The 16,755-nt window shown below is 40.2% G+C and carries 18 protein-coding genes; 7 read left to right on the top strand and 11 right to left on the bottom strand.

From position 1 onward, the window contains the following. From J5X91_RS03630 to lpxC, 4 genes are all read left to right on the top strand, one after another. A complete protein-coding gene (locus tag J5X91_RS03630) occupies positions 1-780 on the top strand; it encodes a cell division protein FtsQ/DivIB (RefSeq protein WP_208834082.1) in 780 nt (259 codons plus the stop codon). Next, entirely contained in the window at positions 777-2,009 is a 1,233-nt protein-coding gene (gene ftsA / locus J5X91_RS03625) for a cell division protein FtsA (RefSeq protein WP_011329148.1), read from the top strand. The genes J5X91_RS03630 and ftsA overlap by 4 nt, the downstream gene beginning before the upstream one ends. A gap of 21 nt (positions 2,010-2,030) precedes the next feature. Continuing rightward, positions 2,031-3,281: a cell division protein FtsZ gene (gene ftsZ / locus J5X91_RS03620; RefSeq protein WP_011329147.1), complete on the top strand. Its 1,251-nt coding sequence runs from the start codon at positions 2,031-2,033 to the stop codon at positions 3,279-3,281. A gap of 103 nt (positions 3,282-3,384) precedes the next feature. Beyond that, positions 3,385-4,296 carry a UDP-3-O-acyl-N-acetylglucosamine deacetylase gene (lpxC, locus tag J5X91_RS03615; RefSeq protein WP_011329146.1) on the top strand — a complete coding sequence of 304 codons (912 nt, stop codon included), beginning with the start codon at positions 3,385-3,387 and terminating at the stop codon, positions 4,294-4,296. 90 nt (positions 4,297-4,386) lie between these two features. Here the strand turns inward: lpxC and yjjG are convergent, their stop codons facing one another. The 3 genes from yjjG to J5X91_RS03600 form a co-directional block, all read right to left on the bottom strand. Next, the gene (yjjG, locus tag J5X91_RS03610) at positions 4,387-5,061 is read right to left on the bottom strand and encodes a pyrimidine 5'-nucleotidase (protein ID WP_011329145.1); all 675 of its coding nucleotides are present in this window, start codon (positions 5,059-5,061) and stop codon (positions 4,387-4,389) included. 14 nt (positions 5,062-5,075) lie between these two features. After that, positions 5,076-5,621 (bottom strand): inosine/xanthosine triphosphatase, encoded by a 546-nt coding sequence (gene yjjX, locus J5X91_RS03605; RefSeq protein WP_208834081.1) that lies wholly within the window; start codon positions 5,619-5,621, stop codon positions 5,076-5,078. A gap of 76 nt (positions 5,622-5,697) precedes the next feature. After that, entirely contained in the window at positions 5,698-6,603 is a 906-nt protein-coding gene (locus J5X91_RS03600; protein WP_011329143.1) for a phosphoribulokinase, read from the bottom strand. A 116-nt stretch (positions 6,604-6,719) separates the two neighbouring features. On the opposite strand from J5X91_RS03600, the gene J5X91_RS03595 reads away from it, so the two are divergent. After that, the gene (locus J5X91_RS03595; protein ID WP_208834080.1) at positions 6,720-7,598 is read left to right on the top strand and encodes a hypothetical protein; all 879 of its coding nucleotides are present in this window, start codon (positions 6,720-6,722) and stop codon (positions 7,596-7,598) included. Positions 7,599-7,672: 74 nt separating this feature from the next. Further along, positions 7,673-8,038 carry a hypothetical protein gene (locus tag J5X91_RS03590; protein ID WP_058374110.1) on the top strand — a complete coding sequence of 122 codons (366 nt, stop codon included), beginning with the start codon at positions 7,673-7,675 and terminating at the stop codon, positions 8,036-8,038. Positions 8,039-8,117: 79 nt separating this feature from the next. Here the strand turns inward: J5X91_RS03590 and J5X91_RS03585 are convergent, their stop codons facing one another. The 6 genes from J5X91_RS03585 to J5X91_RS03560 form a co-directional block, all read right to left on the bottom strand. Then, a complete protein-coding gene (locus J5X91_RS03585) occupies positions 8,118-10,691 on the bottom strand; it encodes a M1 family metallopeptidase (RefSeq protein ID WP_208834079.1) in 2,574 nt (857 codons plus the stop codon). Positions 10,692-10,849: 158 nt separating this feature from the next. Beyond that, positions 10,850-11,530 carry a hypothetical protein gene (locus J5X91_RS03580; RefSeq protein ID WP_058374108.1) on the bottom strand — a complete coding sequence of 227 codons (681 nt, stop codon included), beginning with the start codon at positions 11,528-11,530 and terminating at the stop codon, positions 10,850-10,852. Between the two features lie 167 nt (positions 11,531-11,697). Beyond that, entirely contained in the window at positions 11,698-12,048 is a 351-nt protein-coding gene (locus J5X91_RS03575) for a DUF2750 domain-containing protein (protein ID WP_011329138.1), read from the bottom strand. Positions 12,049-12,065: 17 nt separating this feature from the next. After that, positions 12,066-12,644, bottom strand: coding sequence for a glutathione S-transferase family protein (locus J5X91_RS03570; protein ID WP_011329137.1), 579 nt, complete (start codon positions 12,642-12,644; stop codon positions 12,066-12,068). 60 nt (positions 12,645-12,704) lie between these two features. Beyond that, positions 12,705-12,986, bottom strand: coding sequence for a peptidylprolyl isomerase (locus J5X91_RS03565; RefSeq protein WP_011329136.1), 282 nt, complete (start codon positions 12,984-12,986; stop codon positions 12,705-12,707). Positions 12,987-13,072: 86 nt separating this feature from the next. After that, a complete protein-coding gene (locus tag J5X91_RS03560; protein WP_208834078.1) occupies positions 13,073-13,648 on the bottom strand; it encodes a glutathione peroxidase in 576 nt (191 codons plus the stop codon). Positions 13,649-13,739: 91 nt separating this feature from the next. Between J5X91_RS03560 and J5X91_RS03555 the strand changes: the two genes are divergently transcribed. Then, positions 13,740-14,225, top strand: coding sequence for a GNAT family N-acetyltransferase (locus J5X91_RS03555; protein ID WP_208834077.1), 486 nt, complete (start codon positions 13,740-13,742; stop codon positions 14,223-14,225). A 38-nt stretch (positions 14,226-14,263) separates the two neighbouring features. Here J5X91_RS03555 and queG read toward each other — a convergent pair whose 3' ends face one another. After that, entirely contained in the window at positions 14,264-15,397 is a 1,134-nt protein-coding gene (gene queG, locus J5X91_RS03550; RefSeq protein WP_058374603.1) for a tRNA epoxyqueuosine(34) reductase QueG, read from the bottom strand. Positions 15,398-15,512: 115 nt separating this feature from the next. Next, positions 15,513-16,733 carry a methyl-accepting chemotaxis protein gene (locus J5X91_RS03545; protein WP_208834076.1) on the bottom strand — a complete coding sequence of 407 codons (1,221 nt, stop codon included), beginning with the start codon at positions 16,731-16,733 and terminating at the stop codon, positions 15,513-15,515. Positions 16,734-16,755: the final 22 nt, after the last annotated feature.

Here is a 16,755-nt window from a genome sequence, read left to right as displayed (position 1 = left end):
ATGCACCCCCTTTTAGAAAAAACGCTACAAATCAAACAGCAACTAAACTGGTCGCTGATTTTTGGGGTGAGTTTTTTTCTAGCTGTGGTAATCGGCTTAGTGCAAATTACCACTAGTGTATCGGATTGGTTGGTAGAAAATAAAGATGCCCAAATTAAACACTTAACGGTGCAGGGTAATCCTAAATATACCGACGAAATCGCTATTATTAGGGCGATTAAAAAAGCAGATTTAACTAGCTTTTTTGACCTTAATGTAAAGCATGTACAGCAATTGGTACAAGATTTACCTTGGGTGGCAAGTGTATCGGTGCGTAAACAATGGCCCGACACACTGCAAGTTTATGTAGTTGAGCACCGCGCTGTTGCGCATTGGAATAGTGACTTGTTACTTAATCAAAACGGCGATGCATTTGAAGCTAAAAGTAATAAGTTAAGTAAAAACTTACCTCAACTATATGGCCCAGAGGGCAGTGAGCAAGAAGCATGGATTGCGTTTCAGCAATTTGACGAAATGCTAAAAGTAAACGCATTAACGTTAAAAAGTTTAGCGTTATCGGAGCGTTTCTCATGGCAGTTGTGGCTAGATAATGGAGTGCGCTTAAATTTAGGGCGCAAAGATAAAGCTAAGCGTGTACAGCGTTTTATAGACGTTTATCCACGCATGGAAAAGCGTGCAGATGCTCAAATAGATGCAATCGATTTACGCTACGATACTGGCCTTGCAGTCAGCTTTAAGCCATTGCAAGAAGAACAATTACAAAATAAGAGTAAGGCATGACTAAGTCAGCAGAAAGAAACCTAGTGATTGGATTAGACGTTGGCACCTCAAAAGTGATTGCAACGGTAGGTGAAATCACCGCAGACAACAAACTCAGTATTGTTGGTGTAGGCACGCAAATATCCCGAGGTATGGATAAAGGCGGCGTAAACGATTTAAACTTAGTATCTGAGTCTATTCGCCGAGCCATAGACGAAGCCGAATTGATGGCTGATTGTCGTATTAGCTCAGTGTACCTTGGTATCTCTGGCAAGCATATACAATGCCAAAACGAAAGCGGTGTAGTAGCAATTAACAACACCGAAGTAACCGATGAAGACATTGAAAATGTGATTCATATTGCCCGCTCAGTGCCTATTTCAGCAGAGCGTAAAATGCTACATGCGTTACCACAAGAATACAGTATCGACATGCAAGAGGGGATTAAAAACCCACTCGGTATGAGCGGCGTACGTATGGAAGCACGTGCTCACATTATTACGTGCTCAAACGATATGGCAAAAAATATCGAAAAATGTGTACAGCGTTGTGGGCTTGAAGTTGACCAGCTTATTTTTACTGCACTTGCCTCATGTTACTCGGTACTGACCGATGATGAAAAAGAGCTGGGAGTAGCAGTACTTGATATTGGTGGTGGCACTATGGATATCACTATATACATTAATGGTGCACTGCGTCACTCAGCGGTTATTCCGGTGGCGGGTAACCAAGTAACTGGCGATATAGCAAAAATATTTCGCACACCTATATCACATGCAGAGGCACTCAAAGTACAATACGCCTGTGCTAGTAGCCAAATGGCCAGTAATGAAGACACCATAGAAGTACCGAGTGTAGGCGGACGCCCAGCTAGATTAATGTCACGTCATACATTATCGGAAGTGGTAGAGCCAAGATTTAGAGAATTATTTGAATTAGCGATGGAAGAAATTCGTCGCTCAGGGTTAGAAGACCAAATTGCAGCAGGTCTCGTTATCACAGGCGGAACTGCTAAAATGGCCGGCGCAATGGAAGTAGCAGAAGATATTTTCCAAATGCCGGTAAGAATAGGCAAACCAATTGGGATAGTTGGTTTGACAGACTATGTGGACGATCCTTCGTACGCAACCGCTGTTGGTTTGTTACAATACGGGCGTACCATGCAATCAATGAATGCACAAAAGTTGAAAGCAGAAGGGAATAATAATTTATGGAGCCGCATTACTAAGTGGTTCCAAGGCGAGTTTTAGTACTCAAGTCGGAGAGTAAACATGTTTGATATGATGGAACAACATAGCGAAGAAGCTGTAATAAAAGTAATTGGCGTGGGCGGCGGCGGCGGTAACGCTGTTGAGCACATGGTAAAACAGCAAATTGAAGGCGTATGCTTTATTGCTGCTAATACAGACGCACAAGCATTACGTAACTCAGCAGCGCACGTTACTGTACAATTAGGCACGCAAATAACCTCTGGGTTAGGAGCCGGTGCAAACCCAGAAATAGGTCGTCAATCAGCTGAAGAAGATGCTGATACAATTCGTGCCAGCCTTGAAGGTGCCGACATGGTATTTATTGCAGCAGGTATGGGCGGCGGTACTGGTACTGGTGCAGCGCCTGTAGTGGCAAAAATTGCAAAAGAGCTTGGTATTTTAACCGTAGCAGTAGTTACACGTCCTTTTGACTTTGAAGGTAAAAAGCGAGCTGCAGCTGCTGAACAAGGCATTAATGAATTGTCAGAAATTGTAGATTCACTTATTACAATTCCAAACAATAAACTGCTTAAAGTTTTAGGAAAAGGGACTACACTTTTAGATGCCTTCGCTAAAGCTAACGACGTATTATTTGGTGCGGTTCAGGGTATTGCAGAGTTAATTACTCGCTCTGGTCTGATCAACGTGGATTTCGCCGACGTACGTACAGTAATGTCAGCAATGGGTCCTGCAATGATGGGTACTGCGTCTGCATCAGGTCCTGATCGTGCACAAGAAGCAGCAGAAGCGGCTATCTCAAGCCCATTACTTGAAGACGTAGATTTAACAGGTGCTAAAGGTATCTTGGTTAATATTACTGCGGGTATGGACATTGCGATTGAAGAATTTGAGATTGTTGGTAACCACGTAAAAGCATTGGCATCAGAAAACGCTACTGTGGTTGTAGGTGCAGTAATTGACCCTGAAATGACCGATGAATTACGTGTAACTGTAGTTGCAACTGGCTTAGGTGGCGATCGTCGTCCGCAGTTTGGCATTGTTGATAATGGCTTTAAAAAAGCATCAGGTTCTGATGTAGCCAGCACTTCAAACCAAAGTAGCAGCATGTACGTACCAAGCTTTGCAAGCCAAGGCACAAGCGCTGAAGAAAACACAGCAAAGACGCAAGTTGAAAGTGACGAAAAAACAACTTCATCTAGTGCTAACAAAAGCACAACGAGTGCTGCAGCGCCAAGTAACAAAAAATCAGATAAGTCAGAAGGCGGAGATTATTTTGATATTCCTGCTTTTTTACGTAAACAAGCTGATTAATATAAACAGTATTTCGTTTGAAATGTGAACGAATATTGCAATTGCGGCGTATTTATGTTAGTATCCGCCGTCTAACTGTAACTGAATTTAAGTGAGCGAACCTATGATTAAACAGCGAACGATTGCACAAGTAGTCAAAGCCATAGGAATTGGACTTCATAAAGGTGAGAAGGTCACAATAACTCTCCGACCTGCGAGCGCAAATACTGGGATTGTATTTCGTCGTGTCGACCTTGATCCGGTTGTTGATTTTGAAACAACACCTGAAGCCGTTGGTGATACGCAATTATGTACCTGTTTAATTAACAAAGATGGTGTTCGCTTATCAACTACTGAGCATCTTATTGCCGCTGTTGCTGCAATGGGTATTGATAATCTAATTGTAGAATTAGATAGCTCAGAAGTGCCAATAATGGATGGTAGTGCATTACCATTCATTTATTTGTTACAAAAAGGCGGTATTGAAGAGCAAAATGCAGCAAAACGCTTTATTCGTATTAAAGAAAAAGTACGTATTGAAGAAGGCGATAAATGGGCCGAGTTAGAACCGTATGACGGTTTTCATATCGACTTTGAAATTGCCTTTGATCACCCAGCTATCAATGAAAGTCGCCAACGTATTGGTTTAGATATTACGACGAAAAGCTTTATTGAAGAAATTAGCCGTGCACGTACTTTTGGTTTTATGAAAGACATTGAATATATGCATGCTAACAACCTAGCATTAGGTGGCAGCATGGATAGCGCAGTAGTACTTGATGAGTTTAAAGTGTTAAATCCAAACGGTTTACGCTACAGCGATGAGTTTGTTAAGCATAAGATATTAGACTGTGTTGGTGACATGTTTATGACAGGTCATAACATTTTAGGTAAAGTAACTGCATTTAAATCGGGTCACGATTTAAATAATAAATTACTACGTAAATTAATGGCTACTGAGTCAGCATGGGAGTGGGCAACCTTTGAAACGCCTGTAACGATGCCTGCACCCGGCCTTGAATTAGCGCCAGCCTAATTTATTGCTCACACAGTTATAAAAAATGACGCTAATTAGCGTCATTTTTTTTGCCTATTGAAAATACTTTAAGTGCGTAGCTACCTACAGCTACAGCTCTAAAATACTTTGTAACTGCTTCAAATGAGTAACGGTATAGGTAGGCTTTATACCCTCGGGCAACTGCTCGTTTGGGTGTTGTAACCAGCAGGTATCAATCCCCGCATTATTACCGCCTAAAATATCGCTTGTGGCAGTATCGCCAACCATTAATATTTGGCTTTTATCTGGGTTACCCATTAATTCAAAGGTATGGTCAAAAATAGCTTTATTAGGCTTAGCTATGCCCACTAATTCAGAAATGACTAACCATTCAAACATATCTTTTAAACCAGTATGCTCAAGGCGCACGGTTTGTAAACGTGCAAAACCATTAGTAATAATACCTAACTTAGCGTGGGGCTTAAGTTTATTTAACAGCTCTATGGCACCGGGTAGCGGCTCGCATATTTCTGCCATAGCATCTAAAAATGCATCATTAAGCTCTTTTGCTGGCACATTTAGTTTAGTAGCCCATTCGCTAAAGCGAGTAACCTGCAAGTAGTCGGCACTAATGTCGCCATTTTGGTAATCAACCCATAGTTGCTTATTGGTTTTTTGATAATGAAGATAGTCGGCTTGGCTAAAATCTACGTTATATGTTTTAAACATGCGAGTCATGCCCGCTAAAATATCAAATCTAAACAAGGTTTCGTCTGCATCAAACAGCACGTAACTGTATTTCATTAAACTTCCTAAAATTAATTTGTTTGGCAATAAAGCGCTGAATGTAAAAAAGGTGCCATGGCCAAAGTAAGTGCCTGAGTATAGGTACTTTCGCGGGTGGCGTGGTTATTAGTGAGTAAACCAATAGCGCCGCCTTGCTGCTTTATATTGGTGGTATTAAAAGCCTTATCCATAACATTGCCAAGCTCTGCACCATTAAGTAATGCGTTATACAGTATTTGCGGCAAAGGTAGGTTGCTACTGCGTCCTACAACTTGATTTACCGCGTTATCGATAACTACATAGGCAAAGGTTGCGGCACCGTAACTAAATTGCTCTGCACCGCCTTCCATGGCCACATAATAGTGGGCTTGGTAGTGCTCTTTGCAGTAATTCACTCGGTTTTGTGCGCCAATGCGAGTTTGCTCTTCACCAATAGGTTGATCAGGCACACCCGAGGGAGCATTTACACCTTGGCAGTCAATGTCACACTCTGGAAAATACATGCTAAAAATGCACTTAGCAGCATTTATTTTTACTGGGTTTTTAGAGCCCACGATAACTTTTAATGGTTGCGACATGCTGATCTCACTTTAAGCAAAATCAGCAGTGTACGTGAGTTGGCTTTAACAAAAAAGGGCTGTGGGTTATCCAATATCAAATAGGTAAATCCAGTGGTGCTAGGTTTTCTAATGCTCGTTTTTTTAAAATAATATCTTTAATGAGTGGGGTAAGTACCAACTCCATTGCCAAGCCCATTTTACCGCCAGGCACTACCAAGGTATTAATACGCGACATAAAGCTACCTTGGATCATCTGTAAATAGTACGGAAAATCGACATCTTCAATGCCCCTAAAGCGGATCACCACAAAGCTTTCATCGAGTGATGGAATGTCTTTTGCGCTGAACGGGTTAGAGGTATCTACGGTAGGGACTCGTTGAAAGTTAATATGGGTGCGTGAAAATTGTGGAGTAATATGGTTAATATAATCGTCCATACTGCGCACTATAGATCCCATTACCGCTTCGCGTGAGTGACCACGATCAGAGGTGTCGCGGATCAGCTTTTGGATCCACTCAAGGTTGATAATGGGCACCATACCAATAAGTAAATCTACATGTTTTGCTACATCCACATTGTGCTCTTGATCTACAACAGCGCCATGCAATCCTTCGTAAAATAATAAATCGGTATTTTGCTCTAGGTTTTGCCACGGAGTAAATGTGCCAGGCAATTGGTTGTAAGGCACCGCTTCGTCAAAGGTATGTAAATAACGACGCAGTTTACCTTGGCCGGTTTCACCGTAGCTATCAAATAGGGTTTCTAGTAAACCAAAGTCGTTGGCTTCGCGGCCAAAGTAGCTAATATGTTTGCCTTCTTGTTGCGCGTCACGTACTTTTTTTTCCATTTCAGGGCGAGTGTAACGATGAAAGCTATCCCCTTCGATAAAAGCCGCACTAATGTTAAGGCTACGAAAAATATGTTTAATTGCATTCGTGGTGGTAGTTGTCCCCGCACCTGAAGAGCCGGTTATTGCAATAATAGGATGTTTAGCTGACATATTAATTCTCTTTTATAAGACCCGGTTAGTTATAAAGATGTTGCTGGTCTAGGTCAAGTGACGTAATCAGCAAATAACGTTATCATGGGGTGCTTAAAAATAAAACGAGATAGAGCATGAAATTTTTAAAATCACTACTAGGGTTGTTTTCAATCGGCGCTTTAACGCTCTCAGTAGCACAAGCAAGTATGCCCAAAAGCCAAGTGTTATTAGCCGATTTAAATACTCCTTACGGCCTGCAAGTTACTATTGTGAGCGACAGTAATAGTTATAATAATCAGCCTCATATACACAATAATGGTGTTTACTTTACCCATGAAGTATTAAGTGCGGAGCAAAGCCAAACCGATATTGCTTACTACGACTTTGCAACAAAACAAATTATTAATATAACCAATACGCCAGTAAGCGAATACTCACCAACCGTAATGCCAAATAAACAAAGCTTATCGGCAATTGTGGTAGAGGCCAATGGCAAGCAAAAACTATGGCAATATCCGCTAGATAGCGAAGCTGCAGCAAGTCGTATTTTTGACTGGATAGAGCCAGTGGGATATCACGCATGGGGTATAAATAACGATTTAGTCATGTTTATTTTAGGTGAGCCACATACATTACAATATAGCTTAGTTGCAGCGGCAAAAGGGCAAGTTGTGGCAAAAAATATTGGCCGTACGCTTATTTACAATCATACAATGGCGCAGTTTATATTTAGTTACACCCAAAATGAGCAACATATTGTAGCGCGTTTTAACCCACAAATTAAGCAGGTAGAAAACTTACTTAGATTGCCGCTACAAGTACAAGACTTTATTTTAAAGGACGACAATACGCTGGCCTATGCGCTTAATAACCGTGTTTACCAACGTAACCTTAGTGGCAATAACACTGTATCGCAATGGCTGGACTTAACGCCTTATTGCCATACAAATATTACCCGTATGAGTTATAGCAACGACAAACTTGCTTTTGTTTGTGATGTAGCTGAGGACTAATTTAAATAAATTTCAGACTTTATAATGTGTATGCGTTAAGGTTATGCGCAAATTTAACTAATAGGGATTACAACGTGGCTTATAGTGCAGACGAGCTTACTGAGCAGCTAATTAAATTAGAGTGTAGAAGTAATTTTAAAATAAAGAATATTGCCGAATACATGTTAGTTAATTCAAAAGAAGCGTTTTACACGCACAGTGAAGGCGGCAAAGGTAAAATTATAATTCGCCCAGCATTTGAAGTGTTTAGTGATGATTTTACCGATATTGATGGAGTAGTGCGTACTCAGGGCTACTTTCATAGTAGCGAAATGACGCGTTTTCCTACGCGCATTTATAAAAGCGCACAGCCGATTCATTATGGTGTCGCGTTTAAAATAAACTCTGAGCAAGCAGCAAAAGATTTTATTGCCAAACTAACGATGATTATTGGTAACTAATAAAGCCATATCAACATTAAATGTAAAAAGCCGCAGAGTTAGCACTCAGCGGCTTTTATGTTTATACATTTGGTAAATATTACTTACTTTTTAAGAAGTTATTAACCGATTCAAGCTCACGATTCTTCAGTGCAATACAATCATTAGTGCTTTCTTCTAGTTTACTTAAAGTACGAGCATAACCTGGTATTTCAGCTAACTTAGTATTAAAGAAGCTTAGTGTTGTAGCAAAGCTATTTGCATCACAATTTGCAGTCGTAAAATACGGTAAGTTAGGGATAAAAAATGGCGGTAAGCTTGCTGTTACTTTATCGTAATTACTGTAAACCCAGTCAATAAACAGCGCTTGACGCTCATCAGTATAGCTTTGTCCTGCTAAAATAGTACGCATGTCGGATGCGGTTACTTCATCTGTTAAGCTGTAAGCCAATACTGCTTTTTGCAGTGCAGGTTTTGCAAAATAACCCATAGCCGAGAGCATATTAGTGCGTACTTGTGGATCTTTGGTGGTTTTAAAGGTTGCCATAAATTGCTCAAGCAATGCTTTGTCGCCGTTAAAAGCAGCCAACGTTAAATAAGTGCCGGCTAAGTATGGGTCTACTTTTTGTGGATCGTTTAAATAAACCTGAGTTTGCTGTTTTGCTTTATTGATCACATTTTGATCTTCGCCATCAAAACCTAAGCGCGATACAACGGCAGCTCGAAGTTGTGAAATAGCGCCATCTTCACCTACTTTTGCCTCTAAGCCGTATTTTTTAGCCGCAGGAGTTACTGCACCACGAATAAATTTCGGCCATAAGTCTTTATTGCTATCGTCTTTAAAGGTGCGTTGTTGCGATACTAAATAGCCCAGCGCGGTATTAGCAACGCGAGGGTGGCTGTCGCTTATAAATAGTTCAAGCGTTTGCATTAACTTAGCGGCCGATATAACACCGGCATCAAGTAGTGCATCGGTAGCAGATAATAACGCTAAACGTTCGCGGTCATCTAGCTTGTCAGCAGCATTGTCGATAAGCGCACTAAACTGTGCATCGTCCATCACCCAGCGGTAATAACCTAATGCGCCCTGATCAGGATAAATCCACTCTGGTGCAAAATCTAAATCTAGCGTTTGGCTTTGTTTATTAAGTAATACGTTCGCTGTTTTTACTTTATCGCCCGCGCCGTATTTAATTGCAACAGGTACATTCCATAATTGCTCAGGCGCATCAACATCGGCATTTACAAAGCGACTTTGCGATATAGTTATTTTACTACCTTGCTGAGCTACTTTAATCAGTGGGTAGGAAGATTGCTCAATAAACGATTTTAAAACACTCGCTACATCTTTATTAGAAGCTTTGCCAAGTGCTTGCCATAAATCGGCAGCTTCGGCATTTTTATACGAAAATTCTTTTAAGTAATTTTGAATACCTTTTTGAAAAGTCTCTTCACCTATCCAATTTTCAACCATAGCAAGTACCGAGCTACCTTTGCTATAAGCAAGGCCTAAACCATCCATAATATCGGCTTCGGTTTTAATTGGTTTACGAATTGGTTTAGTACTCAAACGTGCATCAAGTGGCATAACGTTATTTTGTGGTAAATCTAGGTGCGATTCAAATTCAGGATTTAGTTGCTTGGTAATTTTTGCCGCCATCCAACTAGCAAACGCTTCGTTTAACCATAAATCGTTCCACCACTTCATCGTTACTAAGTTACCGTACCATTGGTGTGCAAGCTCGTGAGCAATAATAGACACATTGCGTTGTTTTTTACTGCGCGTAGCGGCAGCTAAATCAACCAATAAAATATCTTCTCGGTAGGTTACAAGTCCTGAGTTTTCCATGGCACCAAACGGAAATTCAGGTACAGCCACCGAATCTAGTTTTTGATACACATAAGGAATACCAAAATATGCTTCAAGTGCGCCTAGTACTTTTGGCATGTTTTCTTTAGCGTACTGGGCTAAATGAATTTTACCTTGTGGGGTAATCACGCGCCCTGGTACCGACATTCCTTCAACATTAAGCTCTTCAAAAGGGCCCACAGCCATTGCCACTAAATAAGAAGGAATAGGCGGTGTTTTATCAAAAAAGTGGGTGGTCATGTCGCCATTTACTGTAGTTTTAAGCTCAGGTGTATTGGCATATACTTTTTGTGAGGTAGGCGCGGTAATAGTGAGCTGAAATGGAATTTTGTAGCTCGGCTCGTCAAATACCGGAAATGCACGGCGCGCATCACTCATTTCAAACTGAGTAAATAAGTAAGGTGTACCTTGATCTAATGTTTTATATAGCCCAACACTTTGGCGATTATATGGCGCTGAAAAATCAATTTTTAAGGTGTATTTATCCGGCTGAATTTGCTCATCACAGCTAAATTTTACTTTACCGGTTTTGAGCATTTCGCTGTTTAAGTCACAATTTTGCTCGCCAAGTAATTGTGCCATTTTAGTTGCGTAAGCCACGCCGTTTAGTTCTATGTAGTTAGTTGGCTTGAGTACCTCTAAAATAATCTCAGTCATTCCGGTAAAGGTATCTTGGCTTGGGTCGAGTGTTAACGACACTGATTGACTGCTTGGTTTTGCGAGTTTTTCAATTACGAATTCGTTAGCATTTGCTGCGCTCATCGCGAATGCAACACTTACGGTTAAGAGGCTTTTAAGAAACATAGTATCCCTAGTTTATTATTGTTATAAATGACTAAAGCAGACAGCGTTACCACTCTACTTTAATAGAAACGGTATTATATGCGGATATCCTAGCAGCTTTCTTTTATGGAGTAATCGAATAACCCCAGATTTGGGCGAGTAAATAGTAACAAAGTTTGTCAGTGACTATCGCGATTGATAAAGCGCTGCCAGTGCAATTGTGAGTTAATAACGCGAATTTGCCCAATTATGCTATTTAATACTGCTACATTGCTATAATTTGGGTGTGGGTATTCGTTAAAGCCCATTAAATAATTAAACGCATCTTTAGAGTTAGCTTGCAGTGCATAAATGCGTACTTGCTGCTCAAAGTTAAGCCGCAGGCTACTTATAGCGGTTTTCATTCCGAGTTGGTCAATATTAGGAATTGCACATTTTTGCAAGTAACCAGCGCGCTCGCCTTCACCGCTAAACCAAATACGTACTTTTTCGCTGTAGCGACCGGTTTTAGCTGGTAAATCGAACATTAATCGCTGTTGGTTTTGGCTTTTTATAAATGCTAAATAGTCGTTAAAGCCAGCATTAATTAGCGCTTGATGTACAGGAATAAGGCGTGGCTTTATTTTTCCGTGGGTATGAAAACTAAAACATAAAATATTTTGCTCAACAGTTAAGTCATCAAGTGTTAAGCAGCCTATTTCGTCACTATAAGCGCCCGTATAGTAAGCAATTAATGGCAGCCAAAAGTGCCAATGCTTTGCTTGTTCACGCACCACGCGCATATCGCCATAAATATAGCCACTGTAAAGTGTGTGCAGCTCCATGGCTGAAAAAGGACGGCGACCAAGATGGGTTTTCAACGGTGTACCTTGAAAATAATGACAAAATACATTTTATACCCAAAACATAGCAAGATGCGAGTATGTTTTGGGTATAAATACTTATACCTAATTAATTAAAACAAAAAAGCCAACTAGCACGAATGCAGTTGGCTTTTTTTATGCTTTATTAATTAAGCTATAGTGAATTATTCACTTAATGCGCGTGCTAAACCTACTGGTTCAATTTCTACGCATACTTGGTCGTCATTCCAGTTAAGGCCAACTAAAGCATTGTCTTCGTTTAGGTCTTCAACCCATTCATCTAAAAATTCATCAAGGCCAATTTCTACTGGGCTGTACTCTTTCCACTCGTCTTTACACTGAGCTTTAGCAGCCGCTTCGCTTTCCCAAAGTAGTAATACGTCAGTCTCGTCAAATTGATTTGAATCACACACTACAAAGCCATTATCTTCTGCACCTAGTGCCCAAATTACTTCGCTCATACGTACTTTTTCAACAAAGTTGACTAGTTCTGATTCAATCTCGATATCGCTCATGTGTTTACCTTTTTAAATTAATGACTAGGACTGGTATTTATTGCTGCTTGGCGTTGGCCATATTGCTCATAAAAAGCAACAAGCGCTGAATGCTGACTAATGTCGGTTAGTTCACGAAAGCAAATCCAATCAAGCAGGCAGTATAAACTGATGTTGAGGTATTCACAGCCTTTAAATTCATCATCAGTTAAATGATCATTTAAAAAGTGTAATGTTTCAACAATACGTTCGTTTTGCAAATTAAAAAATAACGCATCACTTTGCGTATCAAAACCAGAGCGCTGGCATAAAAGCATTTCCACTAAAGAGTCATTACAGGCATTAATAGTGGTAAGTAAGTGCTCTTGCGGCCAAGTTAATTTTGGCTGTGCTGTTTTTTCAAGTAAATAACGCAGTATTGAGTTTGAATCACTAAGGGTTAAATTGCCATCTACGAGAATAGGGATTTTGCGTGCTGGGTTTTTGCTCACCATAGTTGGGCGATCTTGCGCTGAAAAAATATCCAGATTAATAAACTCTAAATCACAGTTATTTTCCAGCGCCCATATTCTAATACGGCGTACATAAGGCGAGGTAACAGAACCAAATAGTTGCATAATTACTCCATAAAAAAGCCGCATAAGCGGCTTTTTTCAAAATTTACAGTGCAGAATAAGTTACTCTGAACGGCTGGTTACTTCAAGTAAATGGTAACCAAACTGTGTTTGTACTGGGCCTTGTACTTGATTAATTGGCGCAGAGAACACCACTTTATCAAACTCTGGCACCATCATACCTGGGCCAAACTCACCAAGAGCACCGCCATCTTGACCTGATGGACAGTTAGAGTGTGCTTTTGCTAATACAGCAAAGTCTTCACCTTGTTCAATTTTTTCTTTTAAATCTAAACACTGTGCTTCGCTATCTACTAATATATGTCTTGCGCTTGCCACTGTCATAAAATCTCCTAATTATTAATCTGGTTGTTTTTTAATCATACTAACGTGTATTTTAGTTAGTTTAAACTAATTGTAACGGTTTTAACCTAGTTAATAGCTAATGTCGCTTCAATTGCTGCAGTTAGTTTTTCTGATTCGGGTGCTACTTTACTGTTAAAGCGCGTAATTGTTTTACGATCAGCAGACACTAAATACTTATAAAAATTCCAATTAGGTGAGCTGGTTTGGCTATTTAAGTGTTTAAAAATAGGGTTTGCATCGCTGCCGCGCACTGCGCTGGTAGCAAACATAGTAAAAGTAACTCCGTAATTAACAAAGCAGACTTTGGCGGTGTCTTGTTCGTTGTTTTCTTCTTGAAAAAAATCATCAGAAGGAAACCCTAATACCACTAAGCCTTGCTCTTTATATTTATTATAAACCGCTTCAAGCCCTGAAAATTGCGGCGTAAAGCCACAGTTACTCGCAGTATTAACAATTAGCAGCGGTTGGTTTTCAAATTGGCATAAGTTAACAAATTCTTTTGAGCGTAGTTTACGCAAAGTGACGTTAGTAAAGTCTTGGCAGTTATTTTGTTTTTTAATGGGGTGCTCAGCCGTGCTTTGCGCTTGAGCTAATGCGGGTACAAGTAACGCCATTAATGCTAATAATATTATTTTTATCATTTTTAATGCCTAAAGTTAAAAGGTTACATATTGTTTATAGCTTCAATGATACGCTAATATAAATGCAACTGATCAACCTTATTTAGACCTTATGACAATCCGTTTAGCACGCCCAGAAGATTTAAAAACTATAGTCGCAATTTATAACGAAACCATTGCCAGCAGAATGGTTACCGCCGATACCGAAGAGGTAAGCGTTACCGACAAACAAGCTTGGTTTGATAGCCACACTCCTCAGCGGCCAATTTATGTATATTCTGAAAATGACCAAGTGTTAGCATGGCTTAGTTATAAACCGTTTTATGGGCGAGTAGCTTACGAAGGCACGGTAGAAATAAGTATTTATATTACCGCTAAAGCACAAGGTAAAGGTTTAGGTAAAACACTGATGGAGTTTGCCCAAACTCAAGCTAAACAACTCAATATTAAAGTGTTACTAGGGTTTATTTTTAGTCATAATTTACCCAGTATTAAACTATTTAAACACTTTAACTTTAGTGTGTGGGGCGAGTTACCACAGGTGGCCATTATGGATAATAACCCTTACAGCTTAACTATTTTTGGTAAGCACTTATAACCGTAGTGATTAAAAGTGCTTACTCTACACCTAAATATTTAAGCGTCGCGGGGTAGGCCTTTTTCAACAATTCTAATAAGCCTTGCGGTTTTACGCAGTATAGTACCTTGCTTGTTGCGTTGCTGTTGCAGCGCCCAATTTATATGTTCTAAAACCAGTTCACTGCAAGCTAAGCTTTTATCTTCTAGGGCATGAATAATGCTCGGGCTAAATTCAGCATTACCTAAGCCTACAGCCAAATTACGCAACCAACGCTCGTGGCCAATACGACGAATAGGGCTGCCTTCGGTGTTTTTTAAAAAAGTGGCTTCATCCCAAGCAAACAGCTCAAGCAGGTCTTTATCTTTTAATTGGGTGCGCGGATGAAAATCATTTTCGTCGGTAAGTTGGCCATAGCGATTCCACGGGCAAACTAATTGGCAGTCGTCGCAACCATAAACGCGGTTACCTAATAATGTTCGGTATTGCTCTGGAATAGGACCTTGTAGCTCAATGGTTAAGTACGATATACACTTACGTGCATCTACCACGTAGGGCTCAACAATAGCGCCAGTTGGGCATAGCGTTATGCAGGCTACGCATTTACCACAGCCTTCAAAGGTGTTTTCTGCATCTATGGGCAGCGGTAAATCAACAAATAACTCACCTAAAAAAAACCAAGAACCGGCTTCCTTATTAATAAGTAGCGAGTGTTTACCGCGCCAGCCCAAGCCTGCTTTTTCAGCAAGTTGGCGCTCAAGTACCGGGGCTGAGTCGACAAAAGGCCTAAAACCGTATTCGCCAATTTCAAGCTCTATTTTTTGGCCTAATTTTTTTAAGCGATTACGCATTAATTTATGGTAGTCGCGACCTAGAGCGTAGCGGCTTATATACGCTTTATCTGAGTTTTTAAGGGTTTTGGCAAAACCTGCATCGGGGGGCAGGTAATTCATTTTTACCGAAATAACACGCTGCGTTCCAGGTACTAACTCAGCAGGGCGAGCGCGTTTCATACCATGAGCGGCCATGTAATCCATATTGCCATGGTAGCCGGCATCGAGCCAACGTTGCAGCTGCGTTTCATGCTTGCTTAGGTCTATATCAGTAATACCTACTTCGCTAAAGCCAAGCTCTTGCCCCCACACTTTAATTTGTTGGGCAAGGTTTTTATAATCAGGAACTGCGTCGCTCACATGCATCACACGGTTAAATAAATAGCTGGGTAATTTAACATATTTAGCTTATGGGTAAAACGCTTGTTATACCCATAAGCTTGTTAGCAAATACCTATTTTTAATAAAATAGGTATTACTGCACAAAGCGTTTTAGTTGCTGTTGTGTTTGCTGGCTGAGGGTTTGTGATTGTTGGCAATCATTAAGTGCTGTATCTATGATTTGTTTGGCTTGCTCGCCAAGCGCTACAATATGCTCTACCGATTGGTGGGTTTGATTTTGTGTTTGCTCAAGTAAGTGCACAGCCTCGGCAATTTGTTGTAACTGTTGCTGGTTATGCTCAAACTCAGTAAGCATATTAGTAAAACCATTAGAAGTGCTATTTATTGATTTTTGCGCATTGTGTGAGTGAGTAATTAATTGCTCTGACTCTTTGTTTGTTTCGTTTACTAGCTCGTTCATTTGGTTTATAAAATCACTAATTTGGCGTGTTGCACCACTTACCTTAATTGAAAGAGTACGCACTTCATCGGCAACTACCGCAAAACCACGTCCCGCATCACCGGCTCTTGCTGCTTCAATGGCGGCATTTAGGGCTAGTAGATTGGTTTGATCAGAAAACTCTTCCACCATTTTTAAAATGCTACGAATGTTTTCACTGTTTTCTTTTAAGCCTGAAATAGTTGCCGAAAAGCCGGTTAGCATATCGGTTATTAATTTTACTTGTTGCACTAAGGCCGACAACTCTGTTGCCGAAAGCTTAACAAAATTTAAATGCTCACTATTTATTTTATGCACGCTGTCGGTATTGCTTACTATATTTTGTAAGCTCTGCGCTATTTGGTTGCTGGCATTTATAATGGTATGGCTTAAATGTATTTGTTGTCCGCTTAATTGCTCAGTATGTTGCATAGACTGAGTTGCTTGCTCGATACTTTGCACGCCTGCTTGGGCGCTATTGTAGGTTGTGTTTAGTAGCTGATTTAAATGAGTAGTAAAAAGATTGTATTGCTCGCTTAGTTCACGAAACTCATCATAAGTAAAATGGGGTAACTTTGCCGATAAGTCTGCATCTTGCTGGTTTATATTTATTAGCGTGTCGCGCATTGCCTTGACTGGGCGCACCATTAAAAATCGCATATAAAATAGGGTGAAAATAAAGCCAGCCACAATCACTAAAGCTAATGCCCAAAATAACCCAGTACTTTGTTGGTTTAGGGTTAAGCTTTCATACAGCCAAAATAAAGTAATAGCCTGAAATAAAAATACAAAACTTAAATTACCCACAATTTTGCGCGTTAAGGTAAAAAAAAGTGTTTTTTCTAAAAAATTATAAATTCGCATATAGCTACTCATTATGTACAGACCATTTGGTTAT

It is taken from the genome of Pseudoalteromonas sp. K222D (assembly GCF_017653575.1).
Lineage (GTDB): Bacteria > Pseudomonadota > Gammaproteobacteria > Enterobacterales > Alteromonadaceae > Pseudoalteromonas > Pseudoalteromonas nigrifaciens.
Note: the sequence above shows the minus strand (reverse complement) of the source record. Positions and strands in the feature narration are given on the sequence as shown.